Source organism: Pseudoalteromonas sp. P1-11 (genome assembly GCF_001399995.1).
In the GTDB taxonomy this organism is placed as follows: domain Bacteria; phylum Pseudomonadota; class Gammaproteobacteria; order Enterobacterales; family Alteromonadaceae; genus Pseudoalteromonas; species Pseudoalteromonas atlantica.
In genome coordinates this window covers 214,742-235,923 of record NZ_LJSP01000006.1, presented here as the reverse complement: position 1 = coordinate 235,923, position 21,182 = coordinate 214,742, and the positions used below count along the sequence as shown (strand labels likewise).

At 42.0% G+C, this 21,182-nt stretch carries 20 protein-coding genes; 4 read left to right on the top strand and 16 right to left on the bottom strand.

All coding sequences use genetic code 11. The features are described from left to right. Positions 1-5: 5 nt before the first annotated feature. Together AN390_RS12780 and AN390_RS12775 are read right to left on the bottom strand one after the other, a co-directional pair. Positions 6-953 (bottom strand): ion transporter, encoded by a 948-nt coding sequence (locus AN390_RS12780; RefSeq protein ID WP_055254900.1) that lies wholly within the window; start codon positions 951-953, stop codon positions 6-8. Then, positions 950-3,622, bottom strand: coding sequence for a bifunctional acetate--CoA ligase family protein/GNAT family N-acetyltransferase (locus tag AN390_RS12775; RefSeq protein ID WP_055254898.1), 2,673 nt, complete (start codon positions 3,620-3,622; stop codon positions 950-952). The genes AN390_RS12780 and AN390_RS12775 overlap by 4 nt, the downstream gene beginning before the upstream one ends. Before the next feature lie 114 nt (positions 3,623-3,736). On the opposite strand from AN390_RS12775, the gene AN390_RS12770 reads away from it, so the two are divergent. After that, positions 3,737-4,453 carry an SIMPL domain-containing protein gene (locus AN390_RS12770; RefSeq protein ID WP_004586831.1) on the top strand — a complete coding sequence of 239 codons (717 nt, stop codon included), beginning with the start codon at positions 3,737-3,739 and terminating at the stop codon, positions 4,451-4,453. On the opposite strand, the gene AN390_RS12765 is transcribed toward AN390_RS12770, so the two are convergent. The 8 genes from AN390_RS12765 to AN390_RS12730 form a co-directional block, all read right to left on the bottom strand. After that, the gene (locus AN390_RS12765; protein WP_004586832.1) at positions 4,450-5,118 is read right to left on the bottom strand and encodes a hypothetical protein; all 669 of its coding nucleotides are present in this window, start codon (positions 5,116-5,118) and stop codon (positions 4,450-4,452) included. The two genes, AN390_RS12770 and AN390_RS12765, sit on opposite strands and share 4 nt — an antisense overlap. Before the next feature lie 83 nt (positions 5,119-5,201). Then, complete coding sequence (locus tag AN390_RS12760) at positions 5,202-7,034, bottom strand: DUF885 family protein (RefSeq protein WP_055254896.1); 1,833 nt, start codon at positions 7,032-7,034, stop codon at positions 5,202-5,204. An 86-nt stretch (positions 7,035-7,120) separates the two neighbouring features. After that, a complete protein-coding gene (gene hemW, locus AN390_RS12755; protein ID WP_055254894.1) occupies positions 7,121-8,257 on the bottom strand; it encodes a radical SAM family heme chaperone HemW in 1,137 nt (378 codons plus the stop codon). After that, positions 8,254-8,853, bottom strand: coding sequence for an XTP/dITP diphosphatase (locus AN390_RS12750; protein ID WP_055254892.1), 600 nt, complete (start codon positions 8,851-8,853; stop codon positions 8,254-8,256). The genes hemW and AN390_RS12750 overlap by 4 nt, the downstream gene beginning before the upstream one ends. A gap of 4 nt (positions 8,854-8,857) precedes the next feature. Then, entirely contained in the window at positions 8,858-9,301 is a 444-nt protein-coding gene (locus tag AN390_RS12745) for a DUF4426 domain-containing protein (RefSeq protein WP_055254890.1), read from the bottom strand. 57 nt (positions 9,302-9,358) lie between these two features. Continuing rightward, on the bottom strand, positions 9,359-9,892 hold the full coding sequence (locus AN390_RS12740) for a YggT family protein (protein ID WP_004586837.1): 534 nt from the start codon (positions 9,890-9,892) through the stop codon (positions 9,359-9,361). 26 nt (positions 9,893-9,918) lie between these two features. Next, positions 9,919-10,740: a pyrroline-5-carboxylate reductase gene (gene proC / locus AN390_RS12735; protein ID WP_004586838.1), complete on the bottom strand. Its 822-nt coding sequence runs from the start codon at positions 10,738-10,740 to the stop codon at positions 9,919-9,921. 17 nt (positions 10,741-10,757) lie between these two features. Next, positions 10,758-11,471 carry a YggS family pyridoxal phosphate-dependent enzyme gene (locus tag AN390_RS12730; RefSeq protein WP_055254888.1) on the bottom strand — a complete coding sequence of 238 codons (714 nt, stop codon included), beginning with the start codon at positions 11,469-11,471 and terminating at the stop codon, positions 10,758-10,760. 2 nt (positions 11,472-11,473) lie between these two features. Here AN390_RS12730 and AN390_RS12725 point away from each other — a divergent pair, with 2 nt between their 5' ends. Next, a complete protein-coding gene (locus tag AN390_RS12725) occupies positions 11,474-12,514 on the top strand; it encodes a type IV pilus twitching motility protein PilT (protein ID WP_004586840.1) in 1,041 nt (346 codons plus the stop codon). 9 nt (positions 12,515-12,523) lie between these two features. Further along, positions 12,524-13,657 (top strand): PilT/PilU family type 4a pilus ATPase, encoded by a 1,134-nt coding sequence (locus AN390_RS12720; RefSeq protein WP_055254886.1) that lies wholly within the window; start codon positions 12,524-12,526, stop codon positions 13,655-13,657. Positions 13,658-13,790: 133 nt separating this feature from the next. Here the strand turns inward: AN390_RS12720 and ruvX are convergent, their stop codons facing one another. The 6 genes from ruvX to AN390_RS12690 form a co-directional block, all read right to left on the bottom strand. Continuing rightward, positions 13,791-14,240, bottom strand: coding sequence for a Holliday junction resolvase RuvX (gene ruvX / locus AN390_RS12715; protein ID WP_055254884.1), 450 nt, complete (start codon positions 14,238-14,240; stop codon positions 13,791-13,793). A gap of 9 nt (positions 14,241-14,249) precedes the next feature. Next, positions 14,250-14,807, bottom strand: coding sequence for a YqgE/AlgH family protein (locus AN390_RS12710; protein ID WP_004586843.1), 558 nt, complete (start codon positions 14,805-14,807; stop codon positions 14,250-14,252). A gap of 124 nt (positions 14,808-14,931) precedes the next feature. After that, positions 14,932-15,882 carry a glutathione synthase gene (gene gshB / locus AN390_RS12705; protein WP_029772385.1) on the bottom strand — a complete coding sequence of 317 codons (951 nt, stop codon included), beginning with the start codon at positions 15,880-15,882 and terminating at the stop codon, positions 14,932-14,934. A 75-nt stretch (positions 15,883-15,957) separates the two neighbouring features. Further along, positions 15,958-16,692 (bottom strand): 16S rRNA (uracil(1498)-N(3))-methyltransferase, encoded by a 735-nt coding sequence (gene rsmE / locus AN390_RS12700; RefSeq protein WP_055254882.1) that lies wholly within the window; start codon positions 16,690-16,692, stop codon positions 15,958-15,960. Positions 16,693-16,764: 72 nt separating this feature from the next. Beyond that, positions 16,765-17,241, bottom strand: coding sequence for a hypothetical protein (locus AN390_RS12695; protein ID WP_004586846.1), 477 nt, complete (start codon positions 17,239-17,241; stop codon positions 16,765-16,767). Between the two features lie 81 nt (positions 17,242-17,322). After that, complete coding sequence (locus tag AN390_RS12690; protein ID WP_024031545.1) at positions 17,323-18,216, bottom strand: hypothetical protein; 894 nt, start codon at positions 18,214-18,216, stop codon at positions 17,323-17,325. A 78-nt stretch (positions 18,217-18,294) separates the two neighbouring features. Here AN390_RS12690 and glnE point away from each other — a divergent pair, with 78 nt between their 5' ends. Then, positions 18,295-21,135 (top strand): bifunctional [glutamate--ammonia ligase]-adenylyl-L-tyrosine phosphorylase/[glutamate--ammonia-ligase] adenylyltransferase, encoded by a 2,841-nt coding sequence (gene glnE / locus AN390_RS12685; protein WP_055254880.1) that lies wholly within the window; start codon positions 18,295-18,297, stop codon positions 21,133-21,135. Positions 21,136-21,182 lie beyond the last annotated feature (47 nt).

Sequence of the window (21,182 nt, the reverse complement as noted above, 5' to 3'; positions counted from 1 at the left end):
TAAGCTTATTGGCGTTTACCACAGTGGCGGCAAAATAAATGGCTGTTGCGTTGATTAAGCTGCGTTTTAATTGCTTTATTGGCCTCAAGCTTACTTAAACCTAGTTTGTAGCGCAGCTCCTCTAAGTGCAAACGCTGTGAGTCATCTAAACTGCCTTGGTGAATTTGCTCATGTACGGCATCTTCAAAAAATTGCCGGCGTTTACGTATTTGCTCCGAAAAACTTGAGGCAAGCAAGCCTGTAGGAATTGCCACCATTCCCATGCTCACCAAAGTGACTACGCCACCAAATAGTTTACCAAGTGGCGTTAGCGGTACAACATCACCATACCCAACCGTAGTGAGGGTCGCCATAGCCCACCACATAGCCGCAGGAATAGAGCCAAATTTATCTGGCTGAATATCGTGCTCCAATAAATAAATACCGCAGGAGGCAAGTATTAGCAGTACCGACATAATAAAAAACGCGGCCAGTAACGAGCTCGCTTCGTCTTTAAATGCTTGTAATAACAACTGCATCGCACGTGAATAACGAGTAAGTTTAAATACTCTTAACAGCCTTAATACACGTAAAAAACGCAAATCCAGAGGAAACACAAACATTAACAAGCTGGGTAAAATGGCTATTAAATCGATGAGAGCCAAAGGTGATAAAAAATAATGCAGCCGGCGTTTTGCGTTTGAACCTTTTATAGCTACGTATTTGCTTTTATCGACACAGGCCCAAAGCCTTGCAAGGTATTCAAGGCTAAAAATAGCAACCGAAATAACCTCTAAAAGTAAAAACTGCGGGTAATACACTTTGTTTATACTCGGTACTGATTCCAACACAATGGCAATAACGTTAAGCATAATTAAAGCAATTAGCGCGGTGTCGAGTATATGCCCCGCTTTGCGGTAATCGCCAGTCCCTTCAAATACCTGCGCTAACGTTTGTCTTGCTGTGCTGCTCATGTGTTTAGCTTTAACAGCATATTAATACTGCCTTCTTCAAAATCACGGCTAATTGTAAAACCTAACTTACGGGCAAGCTCAATCATGCCGGTGTTCTCAGGCAGTGTTATGCCTTCAATTACTTCTACGCCTTGGCGCTTACAATGATTTATTGCAGCGCTCATAAGCAGCCTGCCAAGACCTAAACCTTGGTAGTCAGAGCGAACCACGGTTGCAAACTCAGCATGTAAATTATCAGGGTCCATAATAACGCGTGCTACACCTAGGGTGCGGCTTTTACCTTCAAAGCGCTGACAAACAATAAAGGCCATTTCTCGGTCGTAATCTATTTGCGTCATTTTTGCGAGCTGGTCGTGGTTAAACTGGGGCAGCTCACCAAAAAAGCGTTTGTAACGATCTTCTTTATTTAGTGATTGATCAAACTCTTGGTGGGCTTTTTCATCCTCCGGACGAATAGGCCTTAATGTAGCTCGCGTATTATTTTTAAGGGTTACTTCTTCTACAAGATCAATAGGGTAAGGGCGGATACACAAACGTTTACGATCGCTGCGTGCCTGATAGCGATTAACACTAATAGTGGCATCAAGCACTAAAAATTGCCCATTGCTGGCTAAAATAGGATTAAGTTCCATGGCACTTATATCGGGCTGATCGACAACAAGTTGAGATATACGTGTGAGCAGGGCGCATAAGCGATATTTATCGACTTTTTCTGGCAAAATGCGATCTTTTAATACGCCTTTATCGTTTGCGGCTGCAATGAGGTATTTAGCTAAGTTCATATTAAGCGGCGGCAAAGCGACGGCTGCTTGGGCATACTCTAACCCATTACCCGCTTCACCAAGTAATATAACAGGGCCAAAATTAGGCTCAGTTTTAATGGCGATTCGCAGTTCATTAGCGCCGGCGCGCGGCGCCATTTTTTGCAATGAAAACCCTTCAATAACAGCATCTGGATAGGTGTTTTTAATTCGTATCAGCATGGCAAAGGCGGTTTGCTCAACCTCGTTTGCATCGTTTAAATTAAGAACCACGCCCCCTACTTCTGATTTTGAGGCAATACTTGGGCTAATCAACTTTAACGCTACCGGAAAGCCTAGTTCAATTGCTTGCTCACGCGCCTCTGTGGGCGTGTAGGCTACTTCTGTTTGAATACACTCAACACCATAATGACTAAGAATTTGGCTTGCTTGATGAGTGGGTAAGTAGCTTTGCTCTTCTTCTAAAAATTCGTTAATGAGCGTAGTGGCCGCTGATTTATTTATTTTTGCATCATCGGTATTTGATTCGGGTGTTTGCGTTAAATGTTTTTGGTTACGACGATAGCTAACTAAATGCATAAATGCGCCAACCGCACCCTCAGGCGTACGATAGGTTGGAATAGTGTGGTTAGAGCAAACACGCCTCGCAGCATAAGCCGCATCTTCACCCATAAAGTTGGTCATTACATAAGGGCGCGCCATCTTTGGTATTTTTTGTAAGGTTTGCACTATCATATCGGCGTAGTCTTCACTTGGTGCCAGTGCCGAAGGGGTATGAATAATAAGTAAGTTTTTAACTTCTTCGGCGCGAAGTAAAATTTCTAATGCTTGCTTGTAACGCGCCGGAGCAGAGTCGCCAAAAATATCGACAGGGTTAGATGTAGTATCCGATTGCGGAATAACTTGATTGAGTGCGGATCGCGTTTGCTCGCTAAGCTGGGTAAGTTTACCCGAATTTAAAATAAGCTCATCGACCGCCATAACCCCCGGGCCGCCGCCGTTGGTTAAAATGGTTAACTGCTCAACTTTTAGTAATTTTGGGTGGATGGCAAGTGTTTGCGTGGCTGCAAAAAGTTCGCGCAGATCACTAACACGCAACATACCGGCTCGTTGAAAAAGCGCATCGTACACTGCATCTGAACTTTGCTTGCCACCAGTATGAATTTCAGCAGCCAGTGCGCCTGCTCCGGTCTTGCCCGTTTTAATGGCAATAACCGGCTTACTAAAGGCCGCTGCCCGTGCTGCCGATATAAACCCGCGAATATCCTCAATATTATCTATGTAGAGCAAAATCGCTTTGGTTTTAGCATCGCGGCCTAAAAAATCGAGCAGCTCATCAAAATCGATATCTAGGCAATCACCGACCGAAACAAAATATGAAAAGCCAATCTCTTTATTTTTAGCCCAATCTAAAATAGTGGAACACACCGCTGCGGATTGCGATATAAATGCCAGTTTCCCTGCTGCTGCAACTGTGTGAGAAAAGCTGGCATTAAGGCCAATATGCGGAATGAGCAGCCCTAAACAGTTAGGCCCAAGCAAAGTAACGTGATGGGCATTTGCAGCGCGCTTTAAGGCTGTTTTTTGGCTCAATGAGAGCCCATCAGCAATCACAATTGCACTTTTACAGCCAAGTTCACCTAGCTGCTCGATAATGCTCAGTAAGGTATTTTTATTTGTACAAATAACGGCTAAGTCGGGCACTTTGGGCAGCGCGGCAATATCAGGGTAGGCAAGCACACCGTGTACCGCACTATGGGTAGGGGTTACGGGCATAATTGGCCCTTTAAACCCACCTTGCAATAAATTGCGCATAACCACAAACCCCGCGCGTGTGGGGGTATTCGAGGCGCCAATAACGGCTACCGAGGCCGGATTAAAAAACTGGCTGATGCGCTTTAAGCTCATGGCATATCCTTGGCTGATTATATTTTGCGTTATTTATAGTCTCAATGTACCCTGTTTGCTGTGTTATTTCGAGCGCATAGATACTTATTATTGATATCAATCAAGGAGTTTTTTGTGAATAAAACACCCGGTTTTTACACCGTTATAGCCGCAATTTGCCTAAGTATAGGCTTAATTTTATTAGGCTTTATTATTAAAAGTGCCGCAGTAGATGTAAAAAGCATGGAGCGTAGTGTGCAGGTTAAAGGGTTAGCAGAGCGTGAAGTTAGTGCCGATACGGTAATTTGGCCGCTACAATACAGTGATGCAGACAACGACTTAGAAAAACTGGTTAGTCGGGTTGAGCAAAAAAACGATGCTGTTATTGCATTTTTAAAGCTACATGGCTTTGATGATGACGAAATAAGTACGGGTAGCCAGTCGATAATTGATAAGCAAGCCCGTGAATACGCTAACGATAATCAAAAGTTTCGTTACTTGGTACGCGCTAATATTATTGTGTATTCGAACGCGCCCGACAAAGTACAAAATGCACTGAGTAAAGTGAGTCAATTAGCTAAACAGGGCATTGCCATTGTGCAAAATAGTTACGAAACCAAAGTTGAGTATTTATTTACCGGCCTTAACGATATAAAACCAGCCATGGTGCAAGAGGCTACAGAAAAAGCCCGTGAAGTTGCCAACAAATTTGCTAAAGATTCGAACTCAACGCTGGGTAAAATAAAATCCGCTCGCCAAGGGCAATTTAGCATTAGCAATCGCGATTCAAATACGCCACATATCAAAAAGGTGAGGGTGGTCACCAGTGTTGAATATTACTTAAGTGACTAAATTGCTCTAACTAAGTGGGCAATTTGCGCGGTTGAGCGCTGTAGGTAAGCAGCGCTAAGTAAAATGCTGGTTTCGTTTATATCAGCGCCTTTTAATATATTTGCCAGTTGCTGTTTAGCGGTTGGATTTTGTTTTTGCTCTATTTCCATAAGCGCTAATAATGCTGAAAATTCATGCTTTATTGGTGTGCTAGGTTTATCAGCATAGGCGATATAACAGGCAACAGGGGTAAGGCCACGAGCATTTGTTTGTGCAAGGGCTTTTACTAAATTATCGTTAGATTCAAATAGCATTAATGAGCGCACATAGTTAAACGCCAGCTTTTGAGCATTGGCGTGTTTAAATACATTGTGCAGTACATTATTTCCTTGGCTGTCTTGTGCTAAAAAGCCGTTATTTTCTTTTAATGCAGGTGTAAAAAACGTTAATGCATCAGTTGTTGTTAATTGGTTGATAAAAGGTGCTGGTGGGGTGTTGGTTGTTAAAATACGTGTGGCTACATTTTGCATAAAGTCGTATTTAATACTCATCCGCAAAGCACTTTCGTAAAGGTGATTTAGCTGTAATGTTTGCTGAGCAGGGCTTAACTGTTTAAAGTCGTTATCGAGCTCGTCTAGCTGATGCTTAGCAATGCGCGCATTAAGTAATTGTATGCTTAAATCCATTCTTAACCCTACCTCTGAGCGTTTTTATTACTATAAAACAAAAAAGGCCGCATCAGCGACCTTTTTCTATTTATAACCAAGTATTAAGCTTTTTTACTTGCTACCCACTCGTTTACAAAGTTCTCTAGTACGTTAAGTGGTACAGGGCCATTTTTAAGTATAACGTCGTGGAACTGACGAATATCGAACTTATCGCCTAGTTGCTTTTTAGCATCTTCACGCAGTTCTAAAATCTTAAGCATACCTACTTTGTAAGCTGTTGCTTGCGATGGCATTACAATATGACGCTCAACCATTTTAACACCGTCAGATGTGGCATTAGGCGTATTATTTACGTAGTAATCAATACCTTCTTGGCGAGTCCATTTCATTGCGTGAATACCGGTATCAACGACTAAGCGACACGCACGCCATAATTCCATCGAAAGGCGACCAAAGTCTGAGTATGGGTCTGCGTAAAGGCCCATTTCTTTAGGAATGTACTCTGAGTATAAGCCCCAACCTTCAATGTAAGCGGTGTAGCCACCAAACTTACGAAACTTAGGCACACCTTCAAGCTCTTGTGAGATAGCAATTTGCATGTGGTGACCCGGAATACCTTCATGGTACGCTAATGCTTCCATTTGGTACGTTGGCATTGCTTCCATGTCGTAAAGGTTTGCGTAGTAAATACCAGGGCGTGAGCCATCTGGCGCAGGTTGTTGGTAAAATGCTTTACCTGCTGCTTTTTCGCGGAATGCTTCAACGGCTTTAACTTTAAGATCAGCCTTTGGCTTAACAATAAATAACTCATCTAGGCGAGTTTTCATGGTGTTGATTAGGCCAGTGGCTTCATCTAAATAACGCTGTTTACCTTGCTCGTCATTGGCATAATAAAATTGTTTATCCGTTTTCATAAACTGCATAAACGCTTTTAAATCACCTTTAAAGCCTACTTTGTCTTTAATTTCACGCATTTCATCATGAATACGTTTTACTTCAGCAAGGCCAATGGCATGAATTTCTTTAGCGGTTAAGTCAGTTGTTGTGGTGCGCTTAAGTGCGTTATTGTAAAACGCTTCGCCGTCAGGCAGTTTCCATGCGCCATCGCGGTTATCTGCACGTTTTTCTAGCTGTGCTAAGTAATTAATTAACTTAGAGTAAGAAGGCTTAACGGCTGATTTTAATGCATCAGTTGCCTCGCTAATTAAGGCATCTTTTTCATCTTGGCTAATTTCAAGAGCGCTTACTTTACGTTTAAAGTCGGCTAATAGGGTTGAGTCTTCACCTTTTTCAAACGGTGCACCATGAATGATGTTTTTGCTCGAATCTATAACATGTGGGAACACAAATTTAGGCGCAATAATGCCTTTATCAGCACGGGTTTCTAAATCAGTAATTAGCTGATCAAATACAGTAGGTACACCGTTTAAACGCGCAATATAATCTTTAGCTTCTTTAACATTACTAATTGAATGTTGGTTTATTAAAAACGCAGGCACCATAGAGTGAGTACCAAACATTTGGTTAACTGGGTAGTTATGGTAACGCCATTTAAAATCAGCAATCGAGCTTTCTAGGTCTTGTTTTTTTAAGTCGTAACTTACTTTAGTGGCATCATCAAGCAGGTCGCGGTTGATAGCATTTAAAGTAACTAAGTCTTCTTTTGCTTGCGCAAGGTCTTTTAGTTTTTGCTCTTCGCTGCCGTCATCCCATTTATCGTAATCTTTTTTAATACCCATGTAAGTTTGATAAACCGGGCTGTTCATTACATCGCGGTTAAAGGTATCTTCAAAAAACGCATTCGCTTTGTCGATTTCGCTTTGCACAGGTTGCGCTTGCACTGCAGGCGCCGGGGTTGTTTGTTGTGGTGCCTGCTGGCAGCCGGCTAAAATAGCAACGCTCACGGCTGCTGCAATAAAGGTAAGTTTACGCATTGTTTTCCCTTTGTTGTTAGAAACCCATTAGGGTGTATTATATTTATTTGCTTGTATTTTATGTTTATCGCGCGTGGTTAAAACCACTACACGAACAATTCTAGCAGGTCATTTAAAAAACGATGCCCTTTGAGGCTAACTTGCCAATGGCCGTTTTCTTGTATTAACAAACCTGCATTTATTGCTTTAGTTAACGCCGCTTGTTGGCTTTGCAATGGCTGATTAGTCAACGCACTGTAATCATCAATAGGGCAAGGCTCGACTAAGCGAAAGCGATTCATAAAAAATTCAAAGGCTAAATCGTCTTGCTCTACTTGCCAGCTTTTATACAAGTACGGCTTAAGCATATCCATATAACCGCGCGGATGCTTAATTTTTTCAGTACGGGTAATAATGCCGGTTTTTGCATCAGTCACCTTACCATGAGCGCCACAGCCAATACCGAGATAATCGCCAAAACGCCAATAATTCAAGTTATGTTGGCATTGAAAGCCTGGCTTTGCATAGCCCGATATTTCGTATTGTATGTAACCGGCTTGAGCAAGTAGTGCTTGACCTTGCTCTTGAATATCCCATAGGGTTTCATCTTGTGGCAAAGTTGGCGGCTTGGATGCAAATTGTGTATTAGGCTCAATAGTGAGCTGATACCAGGAAATATGTGGCGGGTTTAAAGCAATTATTTTTTTTAAATCGCTCAGCGCATCGTCAAGGCTTTGCCCCGGTAAGCCATGCATTAAATCAAGGTTAAAGCTATTTAACCCGGCTTGCTTAGCTTGCTCTGCAGCGTAGTGCGCTTCATCGGCACCATGAATACGGCCAAGTGCTTTTAACTTGTCGTTTTGCATGCTTTGCACGCCAATAGAAATACGGTTAATACCCGCTTTGACGTACTCTTTAAAGCGCCCGGTTTCTACGGTACCAGGATTTGCCTCAAGGGTTATTTCGCAGTTGTCGCTTAGGCCAATTAGGTTATCGACTTCGCTTAATAAGCGGGTGTATGCATCGCCAGTTAATAAGCTTGGTGTACCGCCGCCAATAAAAATACTGTGAATTTTACGCCCTTGCACCAAGTGCAAATCGGCTTTTAAGTCGTCAATTAAATGCTGAACATATTCAGCTTCAGGAATGTCGCCTTTTTGCCCATGGCTATTAAAATCGCAATAGGGGCATTTTTGCACGCACCAAGGTACGTGCACATATAAGCTCAGTGGTGGAAGGTTCACAGGCCGCCTTTGCTTTGTAGCTCTAGTAATAACTTTTTAAGTGCTTGGCCGCGATGACTCACCGCATTTTTTTGCTCTTTGGTGAGCTCGGCACTGGTACAGTTTTGCTCTGCTACAAAAAATACTGGGTCATAACCAAAGCCGCCTTCGCCATTTTGGGTTTGTGTAATTTCGCCTTCCCAGCTTGCGCTGCAAATAAGTGGGGTAGGGTCATCGGCGTGGCGCATTAATACCAGTACACACCAAAAGCGGGCTTTACGATTTGGGTTATCGGCTAATTCGTTAAGTAGTTTATCTATGTTGTCTTGATCGCTGGCGCTTTCACCGGCAAAACGAGCTGAGTAAACACCCGGCGCACCATTTAAGCCATCTACCTCTAAGCCTGAGTCATCTGCAATGGCTGGCATACCGGTAATTTTAGCAGCATGGCGGGCTTTAATTATCGCGTTCTCTACAAAGGTGGTGCCGGTTTCGGCCACTTCGCCTACGTTAAAATCGCTTTGCGGAAGCACATTTATATTAAGCGGGCTAAGCATATTGGCCAGCTCGTTAACTTTGCCAGGGTTGCCTGTGGCAAGCACTAATGTTTTGGTCATGTTTTTAATCTACGTAAAATTTTTGCTGAAACGTGAGTTTTTGAGACTGACTACCTTGCTGGATGTTTATCTCAAAACGTAAAATCTCTTCGTTGGTGTAGTCTACTTGCGCAAGGTAATAAATTGATTCACCTTCTTTTACTTCTTTAAAAGTAAGGGCTTGCTTATTGCCGAGTAGGTTTTTTGCGGTGCCGCTGAGCTGAGCGGTTTGCGCGGTTTTATCGCTATTGTTTTTCAGTACTGAAATATTAACAATGCCTTTATAACCACTACGCTCAAGGCCATATGTTTTAGCTATTTGCGGCTGAATAAAGGTAGATGGAAAAGCAATGTAATGCACTTGCCAAGGGCCCAGCTCTTTGTACTGTGCGCCTTGCATGTCTTCACTGTGGGCATTAAAAGCAAAGGCTAAAAAACTAACAAAGCAAAACTTAATTAAACGGTTCATTATGATGTCCTATATAAAAAAGAGGCCAAAGGGCCTCTTTTGCTTATAACAAAAAATTTAGGCTAAAAAGTCCATTAGCAGCATTTGTAAAAACTGAATACCAATAATTAGTACAAGCACCGATAAATCTAAGCCACCCATTGGTGGAATAATTTTACGAAGTGGCTTGAGCATTGGCTCAGTAAGCTGATGGAAAACCGCTTCTATTGGGTTATAACCTTGACTTACCCAGCTTAAAATAGCGCGAATAATCAATACCCAAAATACAAGGTTTAAGCCTTCTTTAAGTACGGTAATAAGTGCTTGTATAAACACAGGTTGCGCAGCCCATGCGCCGTATATCACCAGCATTAAAGTACTAATTTTGGCAACGGCTACAATAAATGCCAGCAATAGAGAGGCTAAATCAAGCCCACCTAGTCCAGGTATAATTTTACGTAACGGGTTAACTGCAAACGAGGTTGCTTTAACCACAAATTGGCTCATTGGGTTGTAAAAGTCGGCTTTTGCCCACTGTAGCCAAAAACGCAGTAGTACCACCATTAAAAACAAATCAAACAGGGTACTGATCAAAAATTGCATGGCATTCATAGTGTAACCTTCAATAAAAAGTAATTTTAAAGTTCTTTTTCCATTTGCATTGCACGCGCAATACACGCATCCATTGCATCGCTAACTGTTTGCACTAGGCCTTCGCCTTTTAAATGCTCAACCGCAGCATGGGTGGTGCCGCCTTTAGAAGTTACATTAGCGCGTAATTGCGAAATGCTTATCTCTGGTTGGCTCAATGCCATTTCGGCTGCACCTAACGCAGTTTGCTGTACTAAGCGGCGCGCATCTTCATCGTTAAAGCCAAGTGCTTTCGCTTTTTCTTCAATGGCTTCCATAAATAAGAAAAAGTAAGCGGGTGATGAGCCTGTCACAGCAATGACATCGTTAATTTGCGACTCTTGCTCTACCCAAACAACAATACCTGTGCACTCAAATACTTGTTGTACAAAGTCGTGCTCTTCGGCTGTTTCATCTGCGCCAAATAAACCCGATACACCACGCCCTAATAGCGATGGCGTGTTTGGCATACAACGTACCATTTTAACGTTTTGGCCAAGCATTTCGCGTAAACGCTTAACGGTTAAGCCAGCCGCTACCGAAATAAACAGTTTATCACTAAAGTCGATACCCGATTCTTGAAACGATTTACATAAATCGCCCATCATTTGTGGTTTAACAGACAATACAATGACATCAGCATCGCGTAAGGCTTCGTTATTGTCGCTGGTGGTTTTCACCTTGAAATCGTCTGCTACCTTGGCAAGCTTTTCTTGGTTGCGGTTTGTAGCAATGATGTTGTTTGCATTAAAACCGTTTTTTACCATGCCACCAATAATGGCGTAGCTCATGTTACCTGTGCCTATAAATGCGATTGTTTTATCTGACATATGTCTGTTATCACCTTTTAAGTTCGAGTTCCAAAAATATCTGTGCCGATCCTCACCATGGTTGAACCTGCGCTAATGGCGGCTTCAACATCATTGCTCATCCCCATCGACAACGTATCTATATGAGGATATTGGGCCTTTAGTTTATCAAAGCAAGTTTGTAATTGCTCAAAAGATTGACTTTGCTCACTCAGATCGTCGCTTTTAGCCGGAATAGCCATTAAACCACGCAAAGTGAGTTGCTCACATTGGTCAATAAACTCAGCTAGTTCGGGTATTTGCTCTACGCTACAGCCCGACTTTGCCTTCTCGGCGCTTATATTTACTTGAATAAGCACATTTAAAGGGGCTAGGTTTTCTGGACGTTGACTGTTTAAACGCTTAGCTATTTTTATTCTATCTACGCTTTGTACCCAATCAAAATGTGCAGCAACAAGGGCGCTTTTATTTGATTGAATAGGGCCAATGAAATGCCAAATGATGTCGCTAAATGTGTGTAGTTGAGCTATTTTATCTACAGCCTCTTGAACATAAGACTCACCAAATTGGCGCTGGCCATGCTCGTAGGCAGCAATAATATCGTCGCTTGGTTTTGTTTTTGATACTGCTAGCAGCGTAATAGCGTCGCTACTACGTTTAGCATTTTTAGCCGCGTTGGCAATTCTAGCGTAGGCGGATGTGAGTCGTTCTGCTATTGTAACCATATATTTATCAGTTAGTTGTGGAGTCATAAATGGATATTACCGAATTATTAGCGTTTAGTGTGCAACACAAAGCATCTGATTTACACTTATCGTCAGGTGTTTCACCTATGATACGCGTAGATGGTGATGTTCGCCGCATTAATATACCTGCACTTGCAGACAAAGATGTAAACAGCCTTGTTTACGACATTATGAACGATAATCAGCGCAAGGACTACGAACAAAATCTAGAAGTGGATTTTTCGTTTGAAGTGCCTAACCTTGCTCGATTTCGTGTTAACGCATTTAACTCAAACCGCGGCCCTGCAGCGGTGTTTCGTACCATCCCTAGCGATGTACTGACGCTTGAGGATTTAGGTGCGCCAGATATTTTTAAAACAATATCAGATAACCCGCGTGGTTTAGTATTGGTTACCGGCCCAACTGGTTCGGGTAAATCAACAACGCTTGCGGCTATGGTCGATTATATAAATCAAACAAAACATCACCATATCCTCACCATTGAAGATCCTATCGAATTTGTACACGATAATAAACTCAGTCTTATTAACCAACGTGAAGTACACCGAGATACGCATAGCTTCTCTAATGCACTGCGCAGCGCGCTGCGTGAAGACCCGGATGTAATACTTGTTGGTGAGCTACGTGACTTAGAGACTATTCGCCTTGCGATGACCGCCGCTGAAACCGGCCACTTAGTGTTTGGTACGCTACATACCACCTCGGCACCAAAAACGATTGACCGTATTATTGATGTATTCCCAGGTGAAGAAAAAGATATGGTGCGCTCAATGCTTTCTGAGTCACTGCGCGCCGTTATTTCGCAAACACTACTTAAAAAAATTGGCGGTGGACGCGTGGCCGCGCACGAAATTATGATTGGTGTACCGGCGATTCGTAACTTAATTCGTGAAGATAAAATTGCACAAATGTATTCGTCTATTCAAACGGGTGCATCACACGGCATGCAAACCATGGATCAATGTTTAAATAATTTAGTTAATCACGGTATTGTGACAACCGCAGCCGCAAAAGAAAAAGCTCAAGATAAAACCCAGTTTGGTGGCTAAGGACATATTATGAATTTATCTTTAAATCACTTTTTACACATAATGATTGATAAAAAAGGCTCGGATTTATTTGTCTCTAGCCAATTACCAGTCAGTGCAAAAATTAATGGTGAGCTTATCGCTCTTAGCGACGATAAGTTAAGTGATGAGCAATCGCTTGCGCTTGTAGAATCAGCGATGAGCGATAAACAAAAAAACGAATTTCATACCACTAAAGAGTGTAACTTTGCGATAGCCACAGACGAAGGGCGTTTTCGTATATCGGCTTTTTGGCAGCGCGATAGAGCGGGTATGGTTATTCGCCGCATTGTAACGCAAATACCTGATATAAGTGATTTAGGGCTGCCCTCTACACTTACCGATGTGATTATGTCAAAACGCGGGTTAGTGCTGTTTGTTGGTGGTACTGGCACGGGTAAATCAACTTCACTGGCTGCCTTAATTGGCTACAGAAATCGTCATCAGCGTGGCCATATACTCACCATTGAAGATCCGATTGAGTTTGTACACGAGCACCGTAAAAGTATTATTACTCAGCGCGAAGTAGGGCTTGATACCGACAGCTTTGAGTCGGCACTTAAAAGCTCTTTACGCCAAGCACCCAATGTTATTTTAATTGGTGAAATACGCTCGCAAGAAACCATGGAATACGCACTGAGCTTTGCCGAAACGGGCCACTTATGTGTGGCTACATTGCATGCTAATAATGCGAACCAAGCCATTGACCGTATTATGCACTTAGTCCCTAAAGAAAAACACGACAAGCTTAAGTACGACTTAGCGCTAAATTTACGCGCCATTGTTGCCCAGCAACTTATTCCCACTTCTGATGGGGAAGGGCGTGTAGCCGCGATCGAAATATTATTAAACTCCCCCATGGTGGCAGAGCTAATTAAAAATGGGGATATTGGTGGCATAAAAGAGGCCATGTCTAAGTCTAAAGAAATGGGTATGCAAACCTTTGACCAAGCCTTATTTGAGCTATACAAACAGCAGCGTATTAATTACGCCGATGCTCTACATCATGCTGATTCGCCAAACGATTTACGCTTAATGATTAAGCTGCGCAATAACGAGCAACAAGGTGCAGGATTTTTACAAGGTGTAACCATAGATGGACTAGATGATAAAAACAGCAATTAACATTGTATTTTATCCATAAAAAAAGCGCCACCGGGCGCTTTTTTTATGGATAAAATTACTTATAACGTTTTATACCACTGCGGTGTTTTTCGACCTTTAAAATAGACTACGTAATTAAAGGAGTTGGCATTATTTATTCACCATAACTGGCTTCAAAAAAACTCTCTAAAATTATCACTGCCGACATATTATCGACATTTCCTTTCCCTAAATTTTTATAGCCACCGTGCTCAAATAAACGCGCTTTTGCATCGGCGGTTGTGAGTCGCTCATCTTGTGTTTGCACCGGTATGCCGTAATGATTGTGCAAGCGATTAGCAAACTTTTTAGCTTTAAAGGTTACCTCTTGCGAAGTACCATCCATATTAAGGGGTAACCCGACGACCATTAAGTCGGGTTGCCACTCTTTAACTTGAATCGCAATATGATCCCAATTAGGAATACCATCTTGGGCTTTTACCGCTTTTAGGCTAGACGCACTGCCTGTTAGTTCTTGTCCTATGGCAATACCAATGCTTTTGGTGCCAAAGTCAAAGCCCATTACGGTGCGCTGGCCTTGCGGCTTAAGGTTTTTTTTCGTCATTATCGTTCTTTAAGCGTGTCCAGCTTCGCTGCAAAGTTGGCTAACATCAAAGCCCAGCATCGAAACTGCTTTTTCCCAGCGTTTTTCTACCGGTGTATCAAAAATGATCTTCGGATCGGCCTTAATGATCAACCAACTGTTATCTAAAAGCTCTTTCTCAAGTTGTCCTTGCTCCCAGCCCGAATAACCAAGCGTAATAATAAATTGCTCAGGTGCGTGGGCGGTGGTCAGGTTGGCAAGTACGTCTTTTGATGTGGTGATCATTATATCACTGCTAAGCTTTTGGCTTGCAGAGTAGCCTGGCTGAGGTGAATGAAGTACAAAACCTCGGTCGGTTTTAACCGGACCACCTGCAAACACAGAGACTTGCGCGGCTTGTTGGGTTTTGTCGTTGTCTATTTCTATTTTATCTAAAAGCTCACCAACGGTCACATCAATAGGCTGGTTGATCACCAATCCCATAGCCCCATCTTCATTGTGCTCACAAATATAGGTAACGGCACGTTTAAAAAAAGGGTCTTGCATCGACGGCATAGCGATTAAAAAATGATTTTCTAATGATTGCATAGATTTCACCCTTTTAGTTTATGAATACTTATTGAACTTTGAGTATGGCATAGATATATACGTAGCGTATAAAAAGTCCATTAATTGTATGAAATACTTAAATTAATGGACTTTTAAATGGTGTTTATTTAGCGAGCTTACGCTCAATTGCGTCAAACAAAATACCGGTAATAGATATATCGTAAGCGGCTTCAATTTCACGTACGCAGGTTGGTGCTGTTACGTTAATTTCGGTGAGCTTGTCGCCAATAATATCTAACCCTACAAACACTAACCCTTTTTCTTTAAGCGTAGGGGCAACTGCTTGAGCTATTTTAAGGTCTGACTCACTAAGTGGGCGGGCTTCACCACGGCCGCCCGCAGCTAAGTTACCGCGGGTTTCACCATTTTGTGGAATACGCGCTAAACAATACGGAATAACTTCACCATCAACAACCAATACGCGTTTATCACCTTGTTTGATCTCTGGAATGTAATTTTGCACCATGGCAAAGCGACTACCATGCTCAGTTAAGGTTTCGCAAATAACGCCAATGTTTGCATCATCTTCTTTAATACGAAAAATAGATGCGCCGCCCATGCCATCAAGTGGTTTTAAAATAATGTCTTTATGCTCAGCTAAAAACGCGCGTATTTGAGCTTGGCTGCGCGTTACTAGCGTATCTGGCGTATGCTCGCTAAACCACGCTGTAAATAGCTTTTCGTTAGCATCGCGCAGGCTTTGTGGTTTATTAATAATTAACGTACCTTCTTGCTCTGCACGCTCTAAGATATAAGTTGCGTAGATGTACTCCGTATCGAACGGTGGATCTTTTCGCATTAAAATAACGTCTAGGTCGGCAAGCGCGATTGTGGTTTTTTCTTCAAGTTCGTACCACTTTTCGGTGTTGTTAAATACCTGCGCTTTTGCTGCGGTTGCATACGATTTACCTTGGCGAAGTGATAAGTCATCCATCTCCATGTAGTAAATTTCGTAACCACGTTTTTGCGCTTGCATCATCATTGCAAAACCGGTGTCTTTTTTGATGTTAAATCCACTAATAGGATCAGAAATAATACCTAACTTTATCGCCATGCGCTGTGCCTTAATCTAATTATAATGACTACTAGAGTGTTAATAGTTTTAATATGAGGGTGCCATTGAGCTATTTCAATTAGCTAAATCGCCAAATTGTAATTGTAATGCACTTAAGACCGTTAAAGCGGCCGTTTCTGTTCGTAAAACGCGCGGCCCTAAGCGAATATCAACAAAGTGCTGATCTTTAGTTTGCAGCATTTCTTCATCGGTAAAGCCGCCTTCAGGGCCTACTAAAAAGCGTACACCGGCGCTTGGAACGGTTATTGTTTTAATGCTGTGCTCGGCACGAGGGTGCAAAGTGAGCTTAATAGCGTCTGTTTGTTGTTCAAGCCATTGCTTTAAATCAACCGGTGTGTGAACAACTGGCACAAAGTTACGCCCCGATTGTTCGGCGGCTGAAATTGCAATTTTTTGCCATTGTTGGTGTTTTTTTTCTAACCGGTCGCCACTGAGTTTAACGCCACAGCGCTGACTAAAAATAGGCGTGATTTCGCTAATGCCAAGTTCAACAGATTTTTGGATGGTAAAGTCCATTTTGTCGCCACGTGATACGCATTGCCCTAAATGAATTTTAAGCGGCGACTCGACATCATGCTCATCAAAACGTTGTGGCATAACAACAACTGATTTTTTAGTTACCTCAATAATTTCACTGAAGTATTCACCGCCTTCGCCATTAAAAATAGACACATGTTCGCCTACTTTCATGCGCAATACGCGGCCAATATGGCCCGCTGCATCGTCGCTTAAAGAAACCGGGGTGTTTAAGGCAATACTCGATGCCTGATAAATATGAGGTACTCGCATGGGGGTCACTTATTTTATAGCGTAAAGGTGTATAGCGCTATGGTAAGTAAGCAGGGCGTTGTACGCAATTATTTATTTTTGTTTAAGTGACTTGGCAAGTGCGATTAAATCTTTAGGTGTTTCGGCAATATCGGTATCGCACGATAAGTGATTTTTAAAGCCTTCGTCAGTAATACGATTAAATGTATAGCCGTTGTCGTCAAAGCTAACTACGTAGCGTTTTTCATGCAGGGAGTTATATATAAAGCGTTGTTTGTCGTCGGCAAGTAGATAGTCGGTATTATTAAATAGCACGCCCTGAATATCGTGGTGCTCGTGCAGGTAAGTGGCTAGTTCAGATACGCTAATTTCGTTTTCTAGGTCGCAATAGCAATAGTCTTTAATGAGTTCGTCAAACATCATTTTTACCAGCTTACGGGTGTTACTGCCTGCAACTATTAAGGTGCTGGGTGTATTGGGTGCCGCGTGCTTAAAATAATACTCGGCAAATGTACGACTAAATTCGTTATCTATATCAATTAACAAATAGTTAGTTACTTCAAATGACATAGGGCCCCGTTGCTTTATGCAAATGTGTTATGCCAGTTAACTAAATACGGGGCGCTTGGCGACTTATTTAATAGCGTGGCGTTAAAGTGAAAACATGCTAATAAGTAAATAGCCTATAGCACAAAAAACAGCAAACTCAATGCATGCTATGCCTATATTGTCCTGATGGTCGACCTCTAAAGCGGCATCAATATTGGGTAATGAAATTGCTTTTATTACAAAACTTAAACAATATAATAACACCCACATTACACCGCAATGCATTACCAGTGTAAATATATTTTCGACCATTTTTCCATTTTGAAAGGCCGCACTAGATAATCCAGCATACACGGCTAGGGCTAAACCTATTGATTTTCCTGCATATCTAATGCCAATAGAGGTGTTTTCAAGGTTAAAGTTACTTTGCAGTGACGCACCTTGGTTTGCTTTAGCGAAGCGGTATTCACGGATTTTGCTATCTAGCGCAAACATCCCTTGTAGCGTAAAAAAGCTAACAAAAGCAATAAGTAAGTTACTAAACCCTTGTGCATGAGTCCAGGTATACAAGCCAAGTGCAATAATGCAGTTGGCTAATAACATACCAGAATCAACCAATGCAGCGCATACATTTTGCTTTAATATAGCAGCTTCTTCATTAAATCTATGTAATATCCACTTTCTATGAATTAAATGTCCGGCTTTTATAAATGTAAATAATAGAACAATTAAAATAACCACTTTTAATGGATTATGTTGTGCCGTACTCATACTTATTTCATCAAATAAAAACGCCATAGTGGCAATAACCACGGTAATTTCTGAGGCGAAACTAATCCCCATTGCAAAATTATCATGCTGCGCTAGTTCGTCTTTAAGTGCCTGTTTTGCTTTTATTTGAGCGACAATTCTAAGACTAAAAATAGTAATGCATATAACCGCAAAACTAATGGCAATCGCAACTAAACTAGTGTTAGATAATGATAAATATGACATGCTGATCCTAAGTAGAGATAACCTTTCTTGGTTTTAGTTATTCTAGTATGGTTAGCGCATATATAAAAGAGAGGATTGATGAGTAACAAAATGCAACTTCCTATTCAATTACAAAAACTTGGCTCAACACGCTTTGCACAGCTGTATCCGCAGCAACCTATACAAGAAGAAGTTGTAAAATTATGTGCTTTGAGCGACTTTGCTTTTCGTAGTTTAGAGTCGCAACCTCAATTAAAAGACTGGTTAATAAACCCCGATGAGCAATTTAGCCGAGACGTGCCCGCGCCATTCGACGGCCTTGACTTGCAGCAGGTAGATGAAAACCAGTGCAATAAGATTTTAAGACAGTACCGAGAAAAATACTGGTTAAAAGTAGCGTATCTCGATTTGTGTTGCGATAACCCAATCAGTGACAGTATAAAATACATAAGCCTATTAGCTGATATGCTAATTAATAGCGCAAATAGATGGGCCCATGCGCAAACGGCAAAAACAGCAGGGGAGCCATTAGATGAGCAAGGTAACTCTTTGCCTTTAATGGTTTTAGGCATGGGTAAATTGGGCGGCCACGAGCTTAATTATTCATCAGATATAGATTTAATTTTTGCCTATCCGCGCAATGTACCGACCCAAGGTGGGCGTAAACGTATTGAAGCCCAAGTGTTTTACACCAAAGTAGCACAAAAGCTGATTAATGCACTTAATCAAGTAACCGGTGATGGCCAAGTATTTAGGGTTGATATGCGCTTGCGCCCATTTGGTGAAAGTGGACCTTTAGTGATGAGCTTTCACGCCATAGAAGATTACTACCAAGAGCAAGGGCGCGATTGGGAACGTTACGCCATGCTAAAAGGGCGGCTAATTGGCACACCCAATCAATATTGGGATGAATTTATACAGCTTTTAAAGCCCTTTGTTTATCGTCGATATATTGATTTTTCGGTGATTGAATCGCTGAGAAAAATGAAGCTTATGATAGCCCAAGAGGTTCGCCGAAAACGCCTGACCAACAATATAAAACTAGGTGCTGGTGGCATTCGCGAGGTTGAATTTATTGTACAAGCTTTGCAAATGGTGCGTGGTGGGCGAGAAGCTAACTTACAAACACAATCGTTACTGTACGCCTTAGAGCAGTTAACGTTAAACCAAGCGATGGATGAGCAAGAAGCGAATGAGCTAAAGCGCAACTACTTACACTTACGTAAAGTAGAGCAATACTTGCAAATGTTTGACGATCAACAAACACAAACCCTGCCCGATGATGAGCTTAATCAAGAGCGCTTAAATTACTTACTCGAGTCTGAAAGCTTTGACCATACCATGAGCGAGATTGAGCAGGTCATGGCCAAAATTCACGATGAATTTTTATTGGTGATAGGGGAGGAAACTGTTCCCCTTGATACCTGCGAAGGTGCATTTATAAGTGCTTGGGATCATGGTGATGTTAGCTTTTTAAACGATATAAAAGAGCAATGGCAAGTGCCACTTCATGATTTTAAACAACGTTTGAGTAAGGTAAATATAGGTAATCGTGGGCGAGATATTCTCGACAAGCTAATGCCTTTATTGCTCAAACAGCTCAGTGACTTTAATGCCAGTGGTGAGACATTTACCTTGGTATGCCAAATTTTAAATAAAATTGTATCGCGTACTGCTTACCTTGAATTACTGTACGAAAACCAAGGTGCGCTAAAGCAGCTTGTTTTATTATGTTGCCATAGTAAATGGATAGGGGAGCATATTTCCCGTTATCCTATTTTGCTTGATGAGCTAATAGACCCTGCTGCGCTTTACAAACCTACGCCGTTGAGCGCTTATAAAAATGAAATACGACAATATTTTTTGCGTATAGAACACGACGATCTAGAGCTACAAATGGAAGCGCTTAGGCAGTTTAAGCAAACACATCAATTACGTATTGCGGCTGCCGATGCAACCGGTGTGATTGATGTTATGAAAGTAAGCGATCACTTAACGGCTCTTGCCGAGGCTGTGGTAGACCAAGCCGTTAATATAGCGTGGTATAACACGGTTAAGCGCTTTGGCATGCCACCAAACACAGATGATGAACACAAAGGCTTTGCCGTTATTGCGTACGGTAAAACGGGCGGCTTTGAAGTAGGCTACGACTCCGACCTAGACCTTGTGTTTGTGCATAATCACGACGGTAATAGCAGTACCAATGGCGATAAATCGATTACCTCACGACAGTTTTATTTAAAACTTGCACAGCGCTTAATGCATTTATTTAATACCCGTACTGCCTCGGGCATATTGTATGAGCTTGATACACGCCTGCGCCCTGAAGGCGCCTCTGGTTTATTGGCTATTAACTTAGAGAGCTTTAATCATTATCAGCAAACCCAAGCATGGACTTGGGAGCACCAAGCGCTTGTGCGCGCCCGCGTTATATTAGGCCAAGGTGAGCTAAGAGCGCGCTTTGCACAAATTCGTAAAGAGATATTATGTGCCCCACGGGATGTAGATACACTCAAACAGGATGTGCTTAAAATGCGCGAAAAAATGCGCACGCACTTAGCTAAGGGAAACTCTGAGCAATTTGATTTAAAACAAGATGTAGGCGCCATGACCGACATTGAATTTATAACTCAATACCTAGTACTCAAAAACGCAAATCAGTTTAGCCAGCTAACGGTGTTTTCCGATAATGTAAGAATACTCACAGACGCTGCCGCGATTGGGTGTATCACTAAAACCCAAAAGCAGCAGTTAATCCAGGCGTATATTGATTATCGCTCACGTTACCACGTTTTAAGCCTAAATCAGCAAGGTCGCTTGGTGTCGCGTAAGGAGTATCAAACCGATATAGAAAGTGTAACGGCATGCTGGAATGCAATATTTGAACTAGGGCGTGTTGATCTTTGCGGATTGAAATTTGTTCAATCTAGGGACGATTAAATCGCGGCGCGAGGTTTGTAACCTAGTGGGCTCGATAACTGCTCCTG